Origin of the sequence: Arthrobacter sp. Rue61a (genome assembly GCF_000294695.2) — a bacterium.
Lineage (GTDB): Bacteria > Actinomycetota > Actinomycetes > Actinomycetales > Micrococcaceae > Arthrobacter > Arthrobacter aurescens_A.
The window spans coordinates 4,577,386-4,597,793 of the sequence record NC_018531.1 but is presented as its reverse complement, the minus strand read 5'-3'; the positions used below and the strand labels follow the sequence as shown (position 1 = coordinate 4,597,793).

Here is a 20,408-nt window from a genome sequence, read left to right as displayed (position 1 = left end):
AATACGCAACGCAAGCAGAACTCACCCAACAACCCCACAACGCAGCTTCAAGAACGCAGCACCGCGAAGGGAACCAAACGCGTGAACACTTCCGAAGCCATCTCGGCATCCGCCGTGTCAGGCCTGGCTGAACGCCGTCTGGACTGGCGCCACAAAGCAGTGCCCGCATCCGCGAACGGAACCACCCATGCGGACTTCCTCGCCGCCAAGCACACGCTGGCCGACCTTCAAACGCCGCTGCTCACGCTCGACGCCGGCGCACTGCGGGCCAACGCCGACCGCCTGGCCCATTGGTGCGCCGAACACGGTGTGCTGCTCGCCCCGCACGGCAAGACCACCATGTCGCCCCAGCTGTGGACCGAGCAGCTCAACCGGGGCGCTTGGGGCATCACCCTGGCCAACTTCGCCCAGCTCCGCGTAGCCCGCGAATTCGGCGTGCGGAACCTGCAGCTCGCCAACAGCCTCACGGATCCGCACGCGATCCAGTGGGTCGCAAGTCAGCCCGCGGACACCACCATCCTGTCGTGGATCGACTCGCCGGGAACCGTGGACGTCATCAACCGGACGCTTGCCGGCAGCGATGCCGTGCTGGACGTCCTGGTGGAGCTCGGCGCCCACGGCGGCCGGACCGGTGCCCGATCCGTGGAGGCTGCCGTGGAGATAGCCCGGGCAATCTCCGCCTCACCGAACCTTCGCCTGGTGGGCGTCAGCGGTTACGAAGGCTCGCTCGCGCACACAGCGGACGACGCCGGCCTGGCCGCCGTTCGCGGCTACCTCGCCCGGATAGGACTGCTCCACGAGCAGCTTCTCGCCGAAGGCCTGTATGGCACGGATTCCGTGTTCCTCACAGCCGGGGGAAGCGCCTACTTTGACGACGTTGTGACGGTTCTGTCGCCGTACATCAGGGCAGACCCGGAGGACGGTCCCAATGTGGACCTCATGATCCGCAGCGGCGCCTACATCATCCACGACGACGGCTTCTACCGCGGAATCTCGCCGTTTTCCCGCGAAGGCAACCAACCGTTCACAGCGGGGATGCACGGCTGGGCACGCGTTGTTTCGCAGACTGAACCGGGCCTGGCCATCCTCGACGCCGGCAAGCGCGACCTCCCGTTCGACGAAGGCCTGCCCGAGCCGCAGTTCATCGGCCCGGTCCTTGGTGAAGCTATGCAACCGCTGCTTGGTGCCCAGATCACCTCGGTCAACGACCAACACAGCTTCATGAGCTACGACGCCAACACCACCACGGTAAACCCCGGCGACGTCGTCCGGCTGGGCCTGTCCCATCCGTGCACAGCGTTCGACAAGTGGACCGTCATCCCGGTGCTCGCGGACAGCGCGTCCGCCGAAAGTGCCGGCGACCAAACCGTCGTCGACCTCATCCATACCTTCTTCTAGGACCCATGCGATGAAGACCCTCATCAACAATGCCACCCTGGTGGACGGAACGGGAGCGGCCCGCCGCCGCGCGGACGTCCTGCTGGACGGCGCGGTGATTGCCGCCGTCGTCGACGCCGGAATCCTCGACGCCGGGTCCCTCACCGCAGCGGAAACCGGCGCGGAGCGCGTCATCGATGCCACCGGTCTGGTCCTGAGCCCCGGGTTCATCGACATGCACGCGCACTCGGACCTGCAACTGCTGGTCAACAGGGATCACTACGCCAAGCTCAGCCAAGGCGTCACCACGGAATTGTTGGGTCAGGACGGACTGTCCTATGCACCGGTTGATGATGCCACACTGGCGGGTGTCCGCGAGAAAATCGCCGGCTGGAACGACAATCCTGCCGAGTTCGACTGGAACTGGCGGACAGTTGGCGAGTACCTCGACCGACTGGACACGGAACAGGACGGTGGCCGAATCGCCACCAACGCCGCCTACCTCGTTCCCCAAGGAACCGTCCGCGCCATGGTGATGGGCTTCGCCGAAGGTGACCCCACGCCGGAACAACAGCAGCAGATGCAGGACATCATCCGCACGGCGATGGAGGAAGGGGCCGTGGGAATGTCCTCGGGACTCACCTACACGCCGGGCATGTACGCGCAGACCGAGGAACTCGCCGGGCTCTGCCGGACGGTGGGTGAACTGGGTGGCTTTTATGCGCCGCACCACCGCTCTTACGGCAAGGGTGCGCTGGGTGCCTACGCCGAGATGATCGGGCTGAGCCGCGAGACTGGATGTGCCCTGCACTTGTCCCACGCCACCATGAATTTCGCGGAAAACAAGGGCCGGGCGGGGGAGCTCCTGGAGCTGATCGACCAAGCCCTTGACCAGGGTGTGGACATCACCCTGGACACGTACCCGTACCTCCCGGGCGCCACCACACTGTCCGCGATCCTCCCCAGCTGGGCGTCGTCGGGCGGAACCGAGGCCACGCTGGCCCGCCTGGCAGATCCGGAAACCCGCGCACGCATCCAAGAAGCCGTGGAGATCTACGGCTCCGACGGCTGCCACGGAGTGGTGGCCGAATGGGACACCCTGGAGATCAGCGGCGTCCAGAATCCCGCGCTCGCAGGCTACGTGGGCAAGACCGTTCGGGACATCGCTTCCGAGACCAAGCAAGAGCCTTTCGACGTCTTCGCGCAGATCCTCACGGAAGACCGCCTCGGCACCGGAATCCTGCAGCACGTGGGTCACGAGGAAAACGTGCAGGCCATCATGAAACACCGCACCCACACCGGCGGCAGCGACGGACTCTTGGTCGGCGCCAAGCCACACCCCCGCGCTTGGGGAACCTTCCCGCGCTACCTCGGCCACTACTCCCGGGACCTCGGACTCTTGAGCCTCGAGGAAATGGTCCACCACCTCACCGGCCGGCCCGCCGCACGACTCAAGCTCCACAACAGGGGACTGGTCCGCGAAGGCTACGCGGCCGACGTCGTGCTCTTCGATCCGGAAACCGTCCGCGACGAAGCCACTTTTGAGAACCCCCGCCAAGCCGCCAGCGGCCTCCAGTACGTCTTCGTCAACGGCACGGCAGCGATCGACGGCGGCAAGCCCACCGGCGCCCGCGCGGGCCGTGCCCTTCGTCGCAGCAGCGACGGCCTCACCAGAGAAGGACAACAATGACCCCTGAACAATTCCTCCAGCAGCTTGAAGCCGACCGCACCCTGGCCGTGGTCCGCGCACCGTCCATCACCGACGCCGCCGATCTCTGCCGGGCGCTGGCCGACGGCGGCATCCGCAGCGTCGAACTGACGTTCACCACACCGGATGTGCTCACGCACGTCAAGCGCGCGGCGGAGACCGCAGCGGAGCACGGCGCCGCCGTCGGAATCGGCACCGTGATGACCGCTGATCAAGCCCGCGCAGCGATCGATGCCGGTGCGCAGTTCCTGGTGACGCCCGGCCTCAGGCCGGAGGTCGCCGCCGTCGCCGTGGCTGCGGGGATCCCGTTCAGCCTCGGCGCCATGACCCCCACCGAGGTGGCACAGGCCTTGGACCTGGGCTCGGCCGCCGTCAAGATTTTCCCCGCCCGCCAGCTCGGCCCGGCGTATCTGAAGGACCTGCAGGGCCCGTACCCGGGCATCCGATTGCTCCCTTCAGGAGGCATCGACGCCTCCAACGCCAAGAGCTACCTCGACGCCGGTGCTGCCGCAGTCTGCTGCGGCACCAGCGTAGTCCCGCCCGCGGCAGTTGCTGCGGGTGACTGGGCAGACATCGCGGCACGTGCCGCAGCCTTCACCGGCACCCTCAAGTAGGACTTACCCAGAAAGACTCGTCATGACTGAATTCCTCGAATGGCTGCGGCACGACACCGCCGGCCTGCTCCTCCTGGCAGGCGCCGGCATTGCCCTTCTGCTGTTCCTGATCATCAAGGTCAAGCTCGAACCGTTCATCGCCCTGGTGGGAACCGGTGTGATCGTGGCCCTGGTGGGTGGGATCTCCGTGGAGGCCCTTGTCGGCTCGGCCACCAAGAGCAGCGACGCCCTCATTGAGAAGGGCTTCGCCGGCATCCTCGGCCACATCACGGTAATCATTGGCCTCGGTACCGTCCTCGGCGCCATCTTGGAACGGTCCGGTGGTGCGGAAGTGCTTTTGGGCCGCCTCGTGAAGATCTTCGGCGAAAAGGGCACCCCGCTCGCCATGGGCATCACCGGCTTCGTGCTGGGTATCCCCGTGTTCTTCGACATCGGCATCTTTGTCCTTGCCCCGCTGGTGTACGTCGCGGCTATCCGTGGTGGCAAGTCACTTGCCCTCTACGCTCTCCCGCTGCTGGCCGGCCTCTCCGTGACGCACGCCTTCCTTCCTCCGCACCCCGGCCCCGTTGCTGCGGCCGGACTGTTCGGCGTGGATCTCGGCTGGATCATCCTCATGGGCCTCATCTGCGGTATTCCTGCATGGTTCGCATCCGGTATTTTGTGGGGCACCTGGATCGGCAAGCGAGTCATGGTTTCCGTTCCGGAGGATCGCATTGTTCCCGAAGCCGAGGAAGCCAAGGGCCACGAACCGTCCATCGGACTGGTGCTTCTGGCCATCGGTTTGCCCATGATCCTCATCCTCGGCGGTACCTTCGGAAACATCTTTGCTCCCGCAGGCACCTTCCGTGATGTGCTCCAGTTCTTCGGCAACCCGGCCATCGCGCTGACCGTCGCCGTGCTCCTGGCGATGTGGCTCTTGGGAATCCGCCGCGGAATGACCTCCGCCGAACTCAGCGAAATCACGGGTTCCTCGTTGCGTCCCGTGGGCATGATCCTGCTGGTTGTGGGTGCCGGCGCCTTCTTCGGCGCAGTCCTCTCAGCCACCGGTGTCGGCAAGGCCGTGGCCGATTCACTGTCCCAAGCCGGGCTTCCCATCATCCTGTCCGCCTTCGTGATCAGCGCCGGCATGCGCATCGCCCAGGGCTCGGCCACAGTGGCGATCGTGACCACCGGCGGCATCCTGGCACCCAGCCTCGCCTCCGGCTACTCGCAACCACAGCTCGCGCTGATCGTGGTGGCTATCTCCTCGGGCTCCATCATCGCCAGCCACGTGAACGACGGTGGATTCTGGATCATCTCCAAGTACTTCAACATGTCAGTCAAGGACACCCTGAAGACCTGGACCGTGCTGGAAACAGTGCTTTCCATTGTGGGCTTCGGTATGGCGGCGCTGCTGTACACGTTCGTCAGGTGACCTCTTGGCACCCAATCCGGGTGGCGACGTCGTGCTTGTAGCGTGAGCCTGTACCGTCACCACCCACATTGAAACCACAACGGCCCCGACACGCCTGCAACCAGGCGTGTCGGGGCCGTTTTCGCGTCAAAGAAGGTGGTGGCGGCACGCGGGTGAGCCCGCTTAAAACAAAGAGCTCCGGAGTGCGTTATTGGGGGATACGCACTCCGGAGCGGCCTTTGAGCAGGGGCTTTCGCCTTCCTGCAGTAATTACTCTACGTGCCGAGAGACGCCTTTGCCACCACCTCGAATAAGTACTTTCGCTTTAGTTTTTATGGGCGGCGTCCTGCCTCTTCTTTTGGGGCACAATCAGCACCGGACGCCGCTGGTGATGACTCAGCCAGGCCGCCACCGAGCCGTTCAAGGCTTCGGAAATTCGGTGCCCCAGCCCGGGCTCCGGGGTCCCGACGATAATCATTGAGGCATCGATATCCGCCGCCAAGCGGCCCAAGGCCCTGGCGGGATCACCCGCTAGCAAGCGCAGAGTCCAATCGGCTGTCCCGCCGTCCATGGCCTCCGCGATTGCCTTACCCAGATCACCGCGGACGGCAGCGACGTCCTCGTCATCCTTTTCGGGATGCAGCGACATCCGGTGCGTCTCCCGCGAGGGGTCCCACTCCACAAGGTAGCTGGCCTCATCCACGTACGCGCAAACCAGCGGAACGCCGAGTTGTTCGGCGAGGGTCCTGGCAGTTTGCAGGACCTCCACATGCTGGTCCGGCAGCACTCCGACAACAAGGGGAATACGTCCGCTGAAACCTTCCGCTGCCATACCCTTATTGTTGCGCTGCGGCGTGCGCTTGAACAGCTACTTAGGCCCAGCCATGGGCGGACCCTTGTAGACGTTCCTGACCGGGCCTACGGTTAATCCGGGCCCACGGCTCATCCGAAGGAAGGCGGTCCGCGATGGAAATCTACATGTGGTGGCTCGATCTGCACTTGGACAGCAAGGAATGGCTACGGGAAAACCTGCGCGCCGAAGAGCTGCCGCTGCAGGTACTGCAGCATATTGCCGAAGCCGGCGGGCCCCATCCGGACAAGGTCAGTGGCGTCCTGACCGTTGCGGACTGGGACTTCATCGAGACACAGTCGGAGTTCGTGGACTGACGGGGCCCGTCAGCCAGCCGGGGCCGGCGCCAGCGGCGTGGCTGTTCCCGGGTTCGCCGCTATGCGCAGCTGGTGGCTGGTCGAGTGGCCGTGACGATGACCTGGGCGGCAGTGTCCGGACCAAGTGAGGGGCTCTCGTGAGCCTGAGCCACCACCTGCACAGGCCTCTGCTTTGCCCTCATCCGCAGAAGTGCCACGGCTGAGATCAGGAACCACGCTACGTTCGTTACTACGGATGGCCAGGCTCCGTGGAGCGTGCCATTAATGATGAAGGCGCACGAACCAAACAGATTGACTGTCTGGAAGGTACTGCCCGCCTGCAACCAGCCCATGGACACTGCCATGTAGCCGCCGAGCATCGCCACTGCACCGGCCCAACCGGCAATTTCGAACAGCAGTTCCATGGGAGTCCTTTCACGTTTTTTGGCACCCGGATAAAGCCGACGGGTGGCGTCAGGACCGGGTTGGGGGCTTGATTCGATAGTCGGTGTTGCGAGACAGAATCGTGCTTTTGAGTCAATATTGAGCGAGGAAGTCATTTAGTTCAATTGCATTATTCTGAAGCCCATGTTTAGGAGCGCTTAACATGGATATGGACCCGCGCCGGCTGCTGGTGCTTCTCGCGGTTGCACGGACCGGAGGCGTTCTCGCGGCAGCAGATGAATTGCGGATTACGCCCTCCGCAGTGTCGCAGCAACTCAGCAAACTCGAGAGCGAAGCAGGGCAGGCGTTACTCCTGCGTACCCCAAAAGGTTCAGTGCTCACACCCGCAGGCCTGGCCATGGCAGAGGCAGGGGAAGAGATAGAACGGGCACTCAACGTAGCCCGGGCCCGGATGCAAAGCGAAGTCAATATCGCGGGAGTGGTGCGGGTGGGCGGCTTCACCAGTTTCATGCGCACAGTGGTGATCCCGCGCCTCCCCGATTGGCGGAGCCAATACCCACAGCTGCAGATTCAGATTGTTGAGGACAGCTTTCCTGCGCTGATGCGGCTGCTCCGGCAACGCCAGCTCGACGCTGTGGTGATCGAACAGGATTCGACGGCGGCAGAGCAGCACCCGATGGCGACCGGAATGATCCAGGAACCTTTGCTGGATGAACCGTGGAAGCTCGTGGTCCCCGCAGGAACCTTGCTCGGCACGGACAACATCGACCTGAGCCGCTTGCCGTTGCCGTGGCTGGGAGTCGAGCCGTCAGCAGCCAACACTGCCGTGCTTGGGCGCCTCCGCCACTCGACGGGCGCCCGGATTGAGACTGTTCACCAGTACCACGACACTCTCACCGCGCTGGCACTGGTGGCTGCCGGTGAGGGGGTCGCGATCGTGCCCACCCTGGCCCTGACGGGTGTGGTCCATGACCAAGTGGACATCCTTGATGTTCCCGGGTTGGGGACCCGGCACATCGCGTTACGAAGGTTCGACCGGAGAAGGGCAGCGAGCCTGCCCGTGGACACAGTGGCCCGCCTGCTCCGGGAATCTGCGGCCGCGTTCGACACCCGCTCAGGGTCCTGAGCAGTCCCGCCTTCCCAGACAGGACTGGTCAGGCCGGGGCTGGTCAGTTGGGGACTGGTCAGGCGGGGACAGGTTCAGCTAGTTCAGCGCGGGAGTGTCCACCGGCACTACGCCCGAGCCATAGAGGTCGGTGGCCAGTTCCCGGAGCGCGCGCAAAGCCACCCTCTGGGTGAACGGACCATAGGACACACGCGCCACACCAAGTTCCTGAAGCTCGGCTGCCGGGAGGGCTCCGGGAGCACCGATGACGGAGAGCTTCCCATGTCCGAGGCCTTCAACCAGCGGTTCGATGACCTCACGGGTCATGGCACCTGGCACGAAGACCAGCGAAGCGCCGGCATCAAGGAAGGCGCGTCCCCTCGCGATGGCGTCTTCGATGCTGTCTTTGATCGGCCGGTCCCCGCCCCGGGCGATAGCGTCAGTGCGTGCGTTCAGCTGGAACGCGATGCCTTCGTCCGCGGCGGCCGCAATGATCGACTGAACGCGGGCAACGGCCTCGTCGAAGGGCCGCAAACGGTCTTCAACATTTGCACCGACTACCCCGATCCCGATCGCCCGGCGGATGGTCTCACCCGGGTTGTCGTAGCCATCGTCCAGGTCCGCAGTGACCGGCTGATCGACGGCGTCGACAATTCGCTTTACCCCATCAAGAGCGACGTCCAAAGGCATGGTCCCGTCGGCGTAACCAAAGGCTGCAGCAATGGAATGCCCTGCAGTGGCAATGGCCTTCGTTTCAGGAAGCGCTGCAACCGTGCGGGCGCTGATGGCGTCCCACACATTGACCACACTCAGGATTTCCGGTGCTTCATGGAGGGCTTTCAGCTGTTGTGCGCGTGCAGCGGTGTTTGCTTCAGTCATTGTTGTTCTCCGTCATCGTTGTCCGTCATTCACGGGTGGAACCGGGCTCATTTGCCACCCACAGCCTAGGCATAACGTCACACAACGCGATACCAGGGGCCCGCAGACACTGAACGCCCTACCCCTCGACTCGTGACTACGGACGTCCAAGGAACGTGGGCAGCGGGTCCACTGAATCTGCGCCCACAACCCTGTTTCTTCCCTGCCCCTTTGCGGTGTACAGCGCGGCGTCTGCCACGTTGATCATGAAGGCCAGGTCCGGAGTCCCGGTACCAGTGGACGTGACACCGTAACTGACCGTCGGAAAGGGCAAGCCATCCGGACCTGCCATGGAGGACAGGCGGCGGCTGATCTCTGAGGCGATGCCTTCGGCCCGCTGCTGAGTCGCCCCCGGCAGGAACAGGATGAATTCTTCACCGCCGTACCGTCCAACAAGGTCGGTTGATCTCACCGAAGCGGTGCAGGCCTCGGCGAAAGCACACAAGGCAGCGTCCCCGGCCGCATGCCCGTGTTCATCATTGATGGCTTTGAAATAGTCGAGGTCGGCCAGGATCAAGGCTCCGCCTTGCCGGGAAGCCGGGCCAGCCAGTTCCTTTGCAGCCAGACCCAGGAAGGCGCCCCGGTTCAGCAGCCCTGTCAGATGGTCCCGCTCGGCGCGCTCCTTGAGTTTTGTGATCAGCTGGCAATTGCTGAGCGCGTTCAGGGTGTAGGTCAGCGACACCAGGAGGACTATGTGCATGAGCGCCGCTGGCGCGTACCCAAAGTATGTCCGGAATGAACTCCCGTCCGGGCCTTCCAGCACAAACGTGATCGCCCTGCCCAGATAGTAGAGGGAGGTCAGCGCGGCGGCCAGGGCCAGGAACTTCGTCACCCGGAACTGGGCGGACTTCGCGAACCACAGTTCAGCCGCAGCCATACCAAGGGCCGCCGCCGTCATACCCAGGTAGACCAAGCCTCCGGACCACAGGCTGGATTCAGCATCGTCCATCACCGACACAAGGCAGGTGATCAGTGGTGCCGGTGCCAACTGCCAGGCTCTGACTTTACGGCCGCGAAGAGTTCGCGCTCCTGCCCAGACGCTGAAAGCTCCGGCCACAACCAATGCCTTGCCCGGCGGATTGGCCCACGCCAGGAAGGAGCTTCCGTTCAGCAGGAAGGCGGAATTTCCTGCAAAGAAGAGACACAAGGCTGCCCGCCACCAATCGGTGCTCGGAGACCGGAGACGCCGGGAGGAGACCCAGGAGAGGACTATCAGGGTCAGGGTGACTACCCCGAGGACCATCCTCACGGAGAACGGGTCCAGGACTATGGCTACTTCTTGCAAAGAGACTGCAATCATGGCTCGGTCCTGCTACCGGCCGGCCACCGTGGAACTCGTTTTTGGTGCTCTCATGGCTCTTTGACCTCGCAAAACATTTTATCCCCCAATAAGTTGCTGCGGCCGTATGACCGCAAAACCACAGTCAAGCACGTTTTCTTCAGTCAGTAGCCAACTGTCACACCAACCCGCGAAAAGTTTTTTTGATTTTCGCGTCACGATTGGGGATTTCAGTGCACTGTACCCGTAAGGGTGACTCTTGCCCGGAGTCCATTCGTGTGGAAGCGGGGCCGGCTCGGTCGCCGAAACCCGGTCACCGGTCTATCCACATAGCTCAAAAAACCGTTGCCACCTACACGCCCTGATGGTTCGATGGGGATCATGGCTACCGCAGAGAGTTACCTCATCGCGATCGGGACAAAGAAAGGCCTCTGGCTCGCAAGCAGCCCGGACCGGAAAGAATGGTCCCTCTCCGGCCCGCACTTCCTGATGAGTGAGATTCCCAGCATCGGAATAGACACACGAGACGGCAAAACACGGATCATGGTGGGCGTGCGATCCGAGCATTGGGGTCCCACCGTTGCCCACTCCGACGACCTCGGCGCAACATGGACCGAGCCCGAGCAGGGCGCCATCAAATTCCCGGACGGCACTGATGCTGCCCTGGAGCGCATCTGGCAGATATACCCGGACTCCGACTCACGCCCCGGCGTTGTCTGGGCCGGTTGCGAGCCCATCTCAGTATGGAAATCAACCGACGGCGGCGAGCACTTTGAACTGAACCGCGGGCTCTGGGACCACCCCCACCGCGGCGAGTGGGGCGCCGGCTACGGCGGAGCGGCGGCACACTCCATCGTGGTTGATCCGTCAGGCGAGAAGGTCCACATCGCCATGAGCACGGGCGGTGTTTACAGATCGCTCGACGGCGGCACCTCCTGGGAGCCCCGCAACAAGGGAATTTCGGCCTACTTCATGCCCGATCCGAATCCCGAGTTCGGCCAGTGCGTTCACAAGATCGCAGCGGATGCCGCCGTCGAGAACCGTTTGTACGCGCAGAACCACCACGGCGTGTACCGCACGGACGACGGCGGCGAGAACTGGGACTCAATCGCGGAGGGGTTGCCGGCAGACTTTGGGTTCGTCATGCTGACTCATCCGCGCCGGGAAGGCACAGCATGGGTGATCCCGTTGAAGGCGGACGGAGAACGCATCCCGCCGGACAGCAAGCTCAGCGTCCACCGCACAGACGATGCCGGCGGAACGTGGAAGGAACTGCACACGGGTCTCCCGGACCACGAATACAACGCCGTGCTCAGGGACGCCGCTGCCGTGGACACCGCCGAACCCACCGGCGTGTATTTCGGAACCCGCGGAGGCGCTGTGTATGCCAGCGCTGACGAGGGCGAGACTTTTACTGAAGTGGCATCGCACTTGCCGGACGTGCTCTGCGTGCGTGCCGCCGTCGTGGTTGGTGTCCCGGCCGACAACGAAACAAAAGCCAGCGCCCCGGTGCCCGGGTAGGTGGGTCGTGGCTGACTTTACGGTCCTGTTGCCCGGCGTCCTGCAGCCGCTCGTCGGCGGACAGTCCTATCTGACTGCGTCCGCCGACGGGGCTGTGACCGTTGGACAGCTGCTGGACTCGGTGACCGGAGATTATCCGGTGCTGGCCAGGCGCTTGCGTGATGAAACCGGGGCGCTCCGCCGCTACGTGAATATTTACGTGAACGGTGACGAGATCCGGCGTGTGAAAGGTCTTGAAACGGAAGTTGCGGCAGGCCAGGAGGTCTTGATCATCCAATCCGTGGCCGGCGGCTGAGTGGAGTTTGGGGTCGAGCCGGATCAGGCGACGCGCCAAACACTGCATTCATCGGTATTGATGGCTTTCCGCATTCCGGTGGCGTGGTCCATGATCCACACCACGCCAATTCCCGGCGCCGTTTCCTGGACGCGCCCGCGGCGGATCACTACGTCATCGTAAGCGGGCCCTACGGACAGCCGGGCTTCGATTTCGTCCCCGCGGTGGAGCTGGCTGATAGCGCGTATTCGTGTTGTGTGAGTGGTGGCTTCCTTCAGCATGGTGTCCTCCTGGCTGGAGCTGGTGCCTGCACTTGCCGGCTATTCCAGTGTGGCGCGGCAATGTTGCCACGGTATTTCGGCCCGGTTAGGGTCCCGTTAGCATTCCGGGATGGTTGGGTTTCCACATGGCCCGCCCCGCCTGCCGGGCTTGGCACCTACCCGGCTGTAGCCTGATCCCGGTTGTTGAGTCTCACAGCAACCGCAGGCTCCGTCCCCGGGGAGATCGAATGGGTGCGCTACGGCGAACAATTGCGTTGTCGACAGGCTTGGTGGTGTTTGCTACCGGCCTGTTTTTCGTACAGACCCCCGCAACGGCTGTGCCGTTGCCCGGACCGGACAACCCGAACGTCCAGTTCGTGGAGGGGACGCCGCACTCGGAGCATACGTTCGAGAATCCGCCCGAGCGTGCCACGCCGTTCAATACCGCTCCCGACGCCGGCGCGGCAGCGGCCGGGCCCAGCGGCGACATCCGGGTACGGCTGGTCACGGCCAAGTTGGCGGACAACAGCAACACGGTGTCCATGGCCGGTGCCGAGCAGGCTGTGGCTGCATCCAGCAACTACTGGAAAGCGATGACGGCCAACAAACTGTCCATGACGGTGAATACCAAGGTTGCCGGCCACCAGTCCAAGGCCAAGTCCACGGATAGCTACAGCACCATCATGTCCACTATCACCAGCGAGCTGAATTGGACGGCCAGCCCCTACACAGCACTGGTGATTTTCATTCCCACGTCCACGCTGTCCGGAAACGCCCTCGGCGCCGGTTACAGCAGCGGAAGCTACAGTGGCCGCGTCCTCCTGCCGCAGATCAGCGGGTTCACTAACAACGTGATGAGTCACGAGTTCGGCCACGTCATTGGCCTGATGCACGCGGACGCGTTGCAGTGCGGCAGCGGAGCGTCCGACGTCGGGGTTGACGGCAACGGCCGGTTCACGGATCCCTCGTGCTACATCCGGGAGTACGGCGACACCACGGACATCATGGGTGCTGCCCAATTCGAATCGCCCGTGGTGAGCAGCTCGCTCTGGGACTATGCCGGGCTCGGCCGGGGAGATGAGATCCGTGATGTTGGCGTTGCCACGGGCGCCAAGACCTACACACTGAAACCTTGGGGCGGAACCGAAGCCCAGCGTGCCATTAAGTTCACGGATCCCATCAGCAAAGAGGTCTACTACCTGGAGCTGCGGCAGGCTGCCGGTTACGACAGCTACCTCGACGACTCCGGCAAGCCAGCAGGAAACAGGGGCGTCAAGATCGTCCAGCGCGGCGGAGCCACCATCGCTTCGTCCCTGATCCTCATGCCGTCCACCAAGCCATTCCCGGAACCTTGGTACGCCACCAACCACGCATGGCAGGCCGGCAGCACTTTCACTACCTATACCGGCACGCAGGTGACCATCAATTCGGTGTCCGCAACGCAAGCGTCGGTCACTATTTTTGCCGATCCCAAGCTCACAATGAAGATCCGCTTTTCGGTGGGCGACTTCGACGGCGACAGGCTCGCCGATGTCTTCTCCCGCGAGGCTGACGGCTCACTGATGCTCTACGCGGGCCTGCCCGGCAACAGACTTGATAACCCCCGCAAGATCGGCTCGGGGTGGAACATTTTTGACGCCATTACCGGCATTGCGGACTTCAATGGTGACGGCCGCAGCGACATCCTGGCACGCACCAGCGATGGCGTCCTGTGGCTGTATCCGGGCGACGGAAACGGGGGTTTCCTCGCCAAGCGGCAGATCGGATCCGGCTGGCAAGGCTTCTCCAACCTCATTGGGGTGGGGGATTTTGACGGCGATGCACGGCCCGACCTCATGGCCACCAAACCGGACGGCAGCCTGTGGCTCTACCCGAGTGACGGCCAAGGCGGTTTCCGTACATGGTCGCAGATCGGCTCGGGCTGGAATGGTTTCACCAGCATCACTTCCGACGGCTCTTTCGCCGGCGCCGGAGCCGGACTGCTCGCGCGGGCAAGCGACGGCACTCTCTACCTGTACCCCGGCAATGGCTGGGGTGGCTTCGTGCCGCGTGTCGCCGTCGGAACTGGTTGGAACGCCGTGGGCGACATCGTGAGCGGGCAAGACTTCACAGGTGACGCGAAGTCGGATGTCGTGACGGCGACGTCGTCGGGAACCATGCGCCTCTACCCGGGCGACGGCTCTGGGTTTGCCGAACGCCTGGCTATTGGCGCCGGGTGGAACCAGTTCAGCCAGGTGTGGGAGGCAGGGGATTTCGACGGCGATGCTGTCGCGGACATTCTGGCGCGCGGCACCGACGGCGTGTTGTGGCTTTACCCCGGCAATGGTTCAGGTGGTTTCCTGCCGCGAGTCCAGCTGGGATCGGGTTGGGGCACGTTCACTTCGGTACTCAGTGCGGGAGATTTCGACGGCGATGGTCACCCGGACCTTGTAGCGCGCAGTTCCGATGGAGTGTTGTGGCTGTATCCAACGGATGGTCGCGGCCAGTTCTTGGCCCGCAAGCAGATTGGCACGGGGTGGCAAGGGTTCACGCAGCTGCTCGCGCCGGGTGATTTCTCCGGTGACGGCAAAGCCGATCTTGTGGCGCGTGCTGCCGATGGAAGCTTGTGGCTTTACCCGGGCAACGGCGCGGGTGGATTCCAGCCGTGGCGGCAGATCGGCACCGGTTGGAACATCTTCAATTCAGTGATGCAGGGCGGTGACTTCAACGGTGATGGCCGGGAGGACATCCTGGCCCGCGGAAGCGATGGCTCACTCTGGCTCTACCCGGGCAACGGCAGCGGCGGCTTCCTGGCGCGGGTGGCTTTGGGGGCTGGATGGAACATGTTCGCTACCTTCGCCGCCCTGGGCAATGGTTTTACTGGGACGGGCAATCCTTCCGTAGTTGGCGTGGCCGGCGACGGGACCCTGTTCCTTTACACCGGCACTGGTCAGGGGGCGTTCCAAACGGTGGTGCTGGACCCGCGGTAGCTTCCGGGGATTGCGCTCCTTCCCGCTTACCTCCCTCCGCGCCATGGTTCGGACATCGGAAAGCCCGGAATGTCAGGGGACATTCCGGGCTTTCCTGTTGCTGGCGCCCACTAAGTGGGCAGGAACGCTGCGGCTACTTGTGCAGGCCGAGTTGGGTGGTGGGGGTCTTGGCCGATTCGCGGGCGGTCATGGCCGAGACAGCTGCGATCACGCAGATCACCGCGGTGAAGATGGAGATCTGGACCCATCCGCCGGGCTTGGTGCCACCCAGGGCAGTGACGATTGCCGGGGCGAAACCTGCCATGAGGAAGCCCAACTGCGTGCCGATGGCCAAGCCGGAGAAGCGGACCTTGGTGCTGAACATTTCGCCGTAGAAGGAGGGCCACACTGCGTTTGCTGCGGCGTATCCGAACGAGAAGAACACCACGGAGACCAGGAACATCAGCGGCACGTTGCCGCCTTCGAGGGTCAGCAGGAACACCGGCGTCATGATGGCGCTGGACAAAGCTCCGTAGATGAAGACGGGCTTGCGGCCGATCTTGTCCGAGAGCATGCCGAACAGCGGCTGGGTTCCCAGGGCTACGACGTTGGCCGCCACCACCAGCCACAGCGTGATGGTGCTGTTGACGCCTGCAACATCTTGGGCGTACTTGATGGCCAACGTTCCAAAGACCGTGCTCACGGCGGCGATGAAGGCACAGCAGACTACGCGGAGAACATCGCGCCAGTGCAGTCTCAGGAGATCGGCAACGGGGAGCTTGGAGATTTCATTATTCTTCTTGGCCTCCGCGAAGGCAGGCGGCTCGTGGAGGGTGCGGCGGATGAAGAAGGCAACCAATACCACCACTGCGCTGAGCCAGAACGGGATGCGCCAACCGATGCCGTACTTGATGTCGTCGGGCAGTGCCACCACCGGGATGAACACCAAGGCAGCCAGGATCTGGCCGCCCTGGGTGCCGGTAAGGGTCCAGGAAGTGAAGAAGGAGCGGCGGTTGTCCGGGGCGTGCTCCAACGTCATTGAGGAGGCGCCGGCCTGCTCACCAGCGGCAGAAAGTCCCTGGCAGAGACGGGCGAATACCAGCAGGACGGGTGCCCACCAGCCGATGGTCTTGAAGTCCGGGAGGCAGCCGATCACGAACGTGGCGGCACCCATGAGGACCAGCGTGAACATGAGGACTTTTTGTCGGCCAATGCGGTCACCGAAGTGGCCCAGGATCACAGCGCCCACGGGGCGGGCAACGTAAGCGAAGCCGAAGGTCGCGAACGACATGATGGCTGCGTTGGCATCGGCAGACGGGAAGAACACATGCGGGAAGATCAGGGCTGCGGCCGAGCCGAAGATGAAGAAGTCGTAGTACTCAACGGCGCTGCCAAGGAAGCTGGCAAGCGCGGCTTTCTTGGGAGTTCCTGCGGTGGTTTCAGTGCCTGGCGTCGCTGACGGCATTGTTTGACTCATGAGGGGTTCCTTCTGTGACGACGATGTCGCGGATCTTGCTTCGGTGGGAAGACCAGAGCGAGGTGCGGCCGGATCATCCCGAAAGTAACCACATGGTGAGAGCTACTTGTGCAATACAGCAATAGTGGCTGTGAGTGGGGTCACTTGTCAAGAGAAGTCCCCACCATCTAGAAATAGCTCTCACTATGTGAGAGCATCGACGTATGAGTGTGAAAGAGGACACAAAGACCGACATGGTCGGCAAGGCCCTGAGCCTGCTGGTACTTCTGGGCAATGAGCCGCGTGGCGCAAGTGCGGCCGATCTGGCCAGGAGTGCCAGCCTTCCGTTCAGCACCACCTATCGCCTGCTGGGTTCGCTCACCCGTGACGGGTTCGTGGACTACGAGCCCGATGGGCGCCGTTATCACCTGGGATTGCGTGTCTTCCAGCTGGGTCAGCGCGTTTCCAACCACCACGGTTTTGCCGCGACAGCGCTGCCGGTCCTCCAGCGAGTCACCGAGCGCACCCATGAGGCCACCATCCTGTCCGTCCGCGACGGCAACCACCACCTCACCGTGAACAAGGTGGATGGCCCCAAGACCTTCCGCGTCACCAGCGACCCCGGGCACTTGGGCGCCTTGCACACCACTTCCGTGGGCAAGGCACTCGTCGCGTTCGAAGAAGAGGTCGAGCGGAAGCGACTCCTGGAAGAGCTTCCCCTGGATCCCTTGACCGAGCACTCGATCACCGACCGGGACAAGTTCCGGGCCGAAATCGAACAGGTGCGCCGCCAGGGATACGCCGTGATGGATGAAGAAAACGAGATCGGCATGCGCGCTGTTGCCGTCCCGGTCCTCAACTCCCAGGGTCACGCCTTCGCCTCACTCGCCGTCGCAGTGCCGGTCTTCCGCCTCACCATGGAGGAACTCATCGCGCACGTCCCCACCCTGCAGGAAGCCGCGGCTGAACTCGCGGCCCGCCTGCCCCAGCGCTAACTCAACTGACTGGCATGAGTGGTTGTTATCAGCGCTCAGAACAACCATAAATGCCAGCTAGTTGGGTGTGCATCGCCTCGATGTTCGCGATAAGAACAAGCGTGCGGAATATGAACACTTGTAGTAATCTAAATAACACCCGGTCAGGCGGCGCCCCAGAAAAGCGCCAACGCCCCGGGTGCTGAAGTCAAAGGAGCTTTAGGATGAGCAACCGAGCCGAGTCCGTTCTGGTGGGCCTCATAGGCGAAGGGGTCATGCCCTCGCTCACGCCGCCCATGCACGAACGCGAAGCCGATGTGCAGGGCCTTCGCTTGCTGTACCGCCCCCTCGACCTGCTGGAACTCGCATTGCCGGCCACCGCCGTCGGAGACCTCCTCACAGCGGCCCACCGCATGGGCTTCAACGGCCTGAACATCACGCATCCTTGCAAGCAGCTGGTGCTTGAACACCTTGACGAAATTTCCGACGACGCCCGTCGCCTGGGTGCCGTCAATACGGTCCTGATTCAGGACGGTCGGTTTACCGGCCACAACACGGATTTCTCGGGCTTCGGCTCCGCGCTCGCCGACGGTCTCCCGAATGCCAAGCTGGACCGCGTTGTCCAGCTCGGTGCGGGCGGTGCAGGTTCCGCCGTCGCCTATGCCCTCCTCAAAGCCGGCGTCAGCACGCTGAACCTCGTGGACATGGACCCGGCACGGGCTGCGGAACGAGCCGCTGAACTTGGCGGCCTCTTCCCGCAGGCCACAGTCACCGCGCACGCCCCCGCAGAACTCGGCGACATCATGCCCCTTGCCGACGGTCTGGTGCACTGCACCCCGATCGGCATGGCCGCCCACCCGGGACTGCCCCTCGACATCGAACTTCTGGAGCCACGCCAGTGGGTGGCTGACATTGTCTACCGCCCGATTGAGACGCAACTCGTCCGCGAAGCGCGGGCAAAGGGCTGCGACGTCCTCGACGGCGGCCGGATGGCAGTCGGTCAGGCGGCTGACGCTTTCCACCTCATCACAGGCCGCGAGGCCGACCGCGAGCGGATGCGGGCACACTTCCTGGAACTCATCGCAGTGGAGGACGCCGCGGCTTCGCTGACCCCCGAGCTGACGAAGGCAGGCCACTGATGCGCACCGGAATCGCCACAGTCTGCCTGTCCGGCACGCTGAAGGAGAAGATGCAGGCCTGCGCCATCGCGGGTTTCGATGGCATCGAGATCTTTGAACAGGACCTCGTCACTTCACCGCACAGCCCGGAAGAAGTCCGGAAAATGGCTGCCGACCTTGGCCTGGGCCTTGATCTCTACCAGCCGTTCCGCGATTTCGACGGCGTCACGCCGGAGCTGCTGAAGGCCAACCTTAAGCGGGCCGAGGCCAAGTTCAACCTCATGGAACGTCTGGGCATGGACACCATCCTGGTCTGCTCCAACGTGGCCACCGCAACCATCGACGACGACGAACTCCGCGCCTCCCAGCTGGCAGAACTTGCAGAACTGGCCGGGGATCACGGCGTCAAGGTTGCCTACGAGGCCTTGGCTTGGGGCAAGTACGTCAACGACTACGAGCATGCGTACCGCCTGGTGGAGATGGTTGACCACCCCAACCTCGGCACCTGCCTGGACTCGTTCCACATCCTTTCCCGCGACTGGGACACCGCGCCGATCGAGCAGATCAACGCGGAGAAGATCTTCTTCGTCCAGGTTGCCGACGCCCCCAAGCTCTCCATGGACGTGCTGTCCTGGAGCCGTCACTACCGTGTGTTCCCGGGCGAGGGCCAGTTCGAGCTCGCCAAGTTCATGGGCCATGTTGTTCGTGCCGGTTACACGGGCCCGGTCTCCCTTGAGGTCTTCAACGACGTCTTCCGCCAGTCGGACACCGAGCGCACCGCCGTCGACGCCATGCGCTCACTGATCTGGCTGGAGGAGCAGAGTGCCAAATGGCTCGCTAGCACCTCCACCGAAGCTACTGCGGGCAACGGCAGTGCGTCCCGCCGTCGTTATCCCATGGAACTGGCCACGCTGCCCAAGGTGAACGAGCCCGCCGGCTTCAACTTCGCCGAGGTCAAAGCGGACGACACCGCGCAGCTGGAGAAGCTCCTGGGCCAGCTCGGCTTCGAGTTCGAAGGCCGCCACCGCACCAAGGACGTCCAGCTCTGGACCATGGGCCAGGCCCGCGTGATCATCAACGAGCAAGCAGCCTCGCACTCGGAACCGGCTATCGCCGCTTTGGGGTTCGACGTCGACTCTCCGGTGATTGCCTCCGCTCGGGCCCAGCAACTCAAGGCGCCAGTGGTTGCTCGCAAGGTCCAAGCCGACGAGGAAGTCTTCCAAGGCATCTCCGCCCCGGACTCCACCGAGATTTTCCTGTGCCAGGGCAGCCCCGATGGCACCGCTGCGTGGACGCATGAATTCGGCGAAGGGCTGGAGCATTCCGCAGCGCAGCGAAACGCCGTGATCGACCACGTGAACCTGGCCCAGCCCTGGCAGCACTTCGACGAAGCTGTGCTCTTCTACACCAGCGCGCTGGCCCTGGAACCGCAGCCGTTCGCCGAGGTCCCGAGTCCCAGCGGGCTTGTCCGCTCGCAGGTCATGGAGACCAGCAACGGCGCGGTCAGGCTGGTCCTGAACCTGGCACCCGCCCAGCAATCCCAGGAAACGGCACGCAAAACGTACCAGGAACACATCGCCTTCGCGGTGGACGACCTCGTGGCTACGGCCCGGTCCGCCCGCGATCGTGGCCTCGAGTTCCTGCAGATTCCCGCCAACTACTACGAGGACCTGGACGCACGGTTCGATCTTGAACCCGACTTCCTGGCCACTCTCATGGAGCTCAACCTCCTGTATGACCGGGACGCCAACGGCGAATTCCTCCACTTCTACACCGCCACCGTGGGCAGTGTGTTCTTCGAAATGGTGGAGCGCCGCGGCAACTACGACGGCTACGGGGCACCCAACGCTCCTGTGCGCCACGCTGTCCAATACGACTCGCTTCACCGGGTTTAGACCCGAAACCAAAGAGA

The 20,408-nt window shown here is 63.4% G+C and carries 18 protein-coding genes; 12 read left to right on the top strand and 6 right to left on the bottom strand.

Annotated features, from left to right (window positions below):
• Nucleotides 1-81: 81 nt before the first annotated feature.
• From ARUE_RS21060 to ARUE_RS21045, 4 genes are read left to right on the top strand one after another with little or no spacing between them, the layout of a single operon-like run.
• Nucleotides 82-1,398: an alanine racemase gene (locus tag ARUE_RS21060; protein ID WP_043471586.1), complete on the top strand. Its 1,317-nt coding sequence runs from the start codon at nt 82-84 to the stop codon at nt 1,396-1,398.
• A gap of 10 nt (nt 1,399-1,408) precedes the next feature.
• The gene (locus tag ARUE_RS21055) at nt 1,409-3,067 is read left to right on the top strand and encodes an N-acyl-D-amino-acid deacylase family protein (RefSeq protein ID WP_014923242.1); all 1,659 of its coding nucleotides are present in this window, start codon (nt 1,409-1,411) and stop codon (nt 3,065-3,067) included.
• A complete protein-coding gene (locus tag ARUE_RS21050) occupies nt 3,064-3,699 on the top strand; it encodes a bifunctional 4-hydroxy-2-oxoglutarate aldolase/2-dehydro-3-deoxy-phosphogluconate aldolase (protein ID WP_011776652.1) in 636 nt (211 codons plus the stop codon). Before ARUE_RS21055 ends, ARUE_RS21050 begins: the two co-directional genes overlap by 4 nt.
• Nucleotides 3,700-3,721: 22 nt before the next feature.
• Nucleotides 3,722-5,113: a GntP family permease gene (locus ARUE_RS21045; RefSeq protein ID WP_014923241.1), complete on the top strand. Its 1,392-nt coding sequence runs from the start codon at nt 3,722-3,724 to the stop codon at nt 5,111-5,113.
• Nucleotides 5,114-5,417: 304 nt separating this feature from the next.
• On the opposite strand, the gene ARUE_RS21040 is transcribed toward ARUE_RS21045, so the two are convergent.
• Nucleotides 5,418-5,924, bottom strand: a complete 507-nt coding sequence (locus tag ARUE_RS21040) for a universal stress protein (protein WP_014923240.1) — start codon at nt 5,922-5,924, stop codon at nt 5,418-5,420.
• 134 nt (nt 5,925-6,058) lie between these two features.
• On the opposite strand from ARUE_RS21040, the gene ARUE_RS21035 reads away from it, so the two are divergent.
• Entirely contained in the window at nt 6,059-6,259 is a 201-nt protein-coding gene (locus tag ARUE_RS21035; RefSeq protein WP_011776649.1) for a hypothetical protein, read from the top strand.
• A 59-nt stretch (nt 6,260-6,318) separates the two neighbouring features.
• Here ARUE_RS21035 and ARUE_RS21030 read toward each other — a convergent pair whose 3' ends face one another.
• Complete coding sequence (locus tag ARUE_RS21030) at nt 6,319-6,663, bottom strand: CBU_0592 family membrane protein (RefSeq protein WP_238324422.1); 345 nt, start codon at nt 6,661-6,663, stop codon at nt 6,319-6,321.
• A 182-nt stretch (nt 6,664-6,845) separates the two neighbouring features.
• On the opposite strand from ARUE_RS21030, the gene ARUE_RS21025 reads away from it, so the two are divergent.
• Nucleotides 6,846-7,769: a LysR family transcriptional regulator gene (locus ARUE_RS21025; RefSeq protein ID WP_014923239.1), complete on the top strand. Its 924-nt coding sequence runs from the start codon at nt 6,846-6,848 to the stop codon at nt 7,767-7,769.
• A gap of 78 nt (nt 7,770-7,847) precedes the next feature.
• On the opposite strand, the gene ARUE_RS21020 is transcribed toward ARUE_RS21025, so the two are convergent.
• A complete protein-coding gene (locus ARUE_RS21020; RefSeq protein ID WP_014923238.1) occupies nt 7,848-8,627 on the bottom strand; it encodes an isocitrate lyase/PEP mutase family protein in 780 nt (259 codons plus the stop codon).
• A gap of 136 nt (nt 8,628-8,763) precedes the next feature.
• On the bottom strand, nt 8,764-9,966 hold the full coding sequence (locus ARUE_RS21015; protein WP_014923237.1) for a GGDEF domain-containing protein: 1,203 nt from the start codon (nt 9,964-9,966) through the stop codon (nt 8,764-8,766).
• A 351-nt stretch (nt 9,967-10,317) separates the two neighbouring features.
• Here ARUE_RS21015 and ARUE_RS21010 point away from each other — a divergent pair, with 351 nt between their 5' ends.
• Both ARUE_RS21010 and ARUE_RS21005 read left to right on the top strand, forming a co-directional pair.
• Nucleotides 10,318-11,466: a WD40/YVTN/BNR-like repeat-containing protein gene (locus tag ARUE_RS21010; protein WP_014923236.1), complete on the top strand. Its 1,149-nt coding sequence runs from the start codon at nt 10,318-10,320 to the stop codon at nt 11,464-11,466.
• 7 nt (nt 11,467-11,473) lie between these two features.
• Nucleotides 11,474-11,761, top strand: a complete 288-nt coding sequence (locus tag ARUE_RS21005; protein ID WP_011776643.1) for a MoaD/ThiS family protein — start codon at nt 11,474-11,476, stop codon at nt 11,759-11,761.
• 23 nt (nt 11,762-11,784) lie between these two features.
• On the opposite strand, the gene ARUE_RS21000 is transcribed toward ARUE_RS21005, so the two are convergent.
• Complete coding sequence (locus ARUE_RS21000; RefSeq protein WP_011776642.1) at nt 11,785-12,021, bottom strand: hypothetical protein; 237 nt, start codon at nt 12,019-12,021, stop codon at nt 11,785-11,787.
• 227 nt (nt 12,022-12,248) lie between these two features.
• On the opposite strand from ARUE_RS21000, the gene ARUE_RS20995 reads away from it, so the two are divergent.
• A complete protein-coding gene (locus ARUE_RS20995) occupies nt 12,249-14,969 on the top strand; it encodes an FG-GAP-like repeat-containing protein (RefSeq protein WP_043470871.1) in 2,721 nt (906 codons plus the stop codon).
• Between the two features lie 133 nt (nt 14,970-15,102).
• Here the strand turns inward: ARUE_RS20995 and ARUE_RS20990 are convergent, their stop codons facing one another.
• The gene (locus ARUE_RS20990) at nt 15,103-16,425 is read right to left on the bottom strand and encodes an MFS transporter (protein WP_043470869.1); all 1,323 of its coding nucleotides are present in this window, start codon (nt 16,423-16,425) and stop codon (nt 15,103-15,105) included.
• Nucleotides 16,426-16,628: 203 nt separating this feature from the next.
• On the opposite strand from ARUE_RS20990, the gene ARUE_RS20985 reads away from it, so the two are divergent.
• The 3 genes from ARUE_RS20985 to ARUE_RS20975 all read left to right on the top strand — a co-directional run bounded on the left by ARUE_RS20985 (nt 16,629) and on the right by ARUE_RS20975 (nt 20,391).
• Nucleotides 16,629-17,399, top strand: coding sequence for an IclR family transcriptional regulator (locus ARUE_RS20985; protein ID WP_043470868.1), 771 nt, complete (start codon nt 16,629-16,631; stop codon nt 17,397-17,399).
• 203 nt (nt 17,400-17,602) lie between these two features.
• The gene (locus tag ARUE_RS20980) at nt 17,603-18,517 is read left to right on the top strand and encodes a shikimate dehydrogenase (protein ID WP_014923232.1); all 915 of its coding nucleotides are present in this window, start codon (nt 17,603-17,605) and stop codon (nt 18,515-18,517) included.
• Nucleotides 18,517-20,391 carry a bifunctional sugar phosphate isomerase/epimerase/4-hydroxyphenylpyruvate dioxygenase family protein gene (locus ARUE_RS20975; RefSeq protein WP_014923231.1) on the top strand — a complete coding sequence of 625 codons (1,875 nt, stop codon included), beginning with the start codon at nt 18,517-18,519 and terminating at the stop codon, nt 20,389-20,391. The genes ARUE_RS20980 and ARUE_RS20975 overlap by 1 nt, the downstream gene beginning before the upstream one ends.
• Nucleotides 20,392-20,408 lie beyond the last annotated feature (17 nt).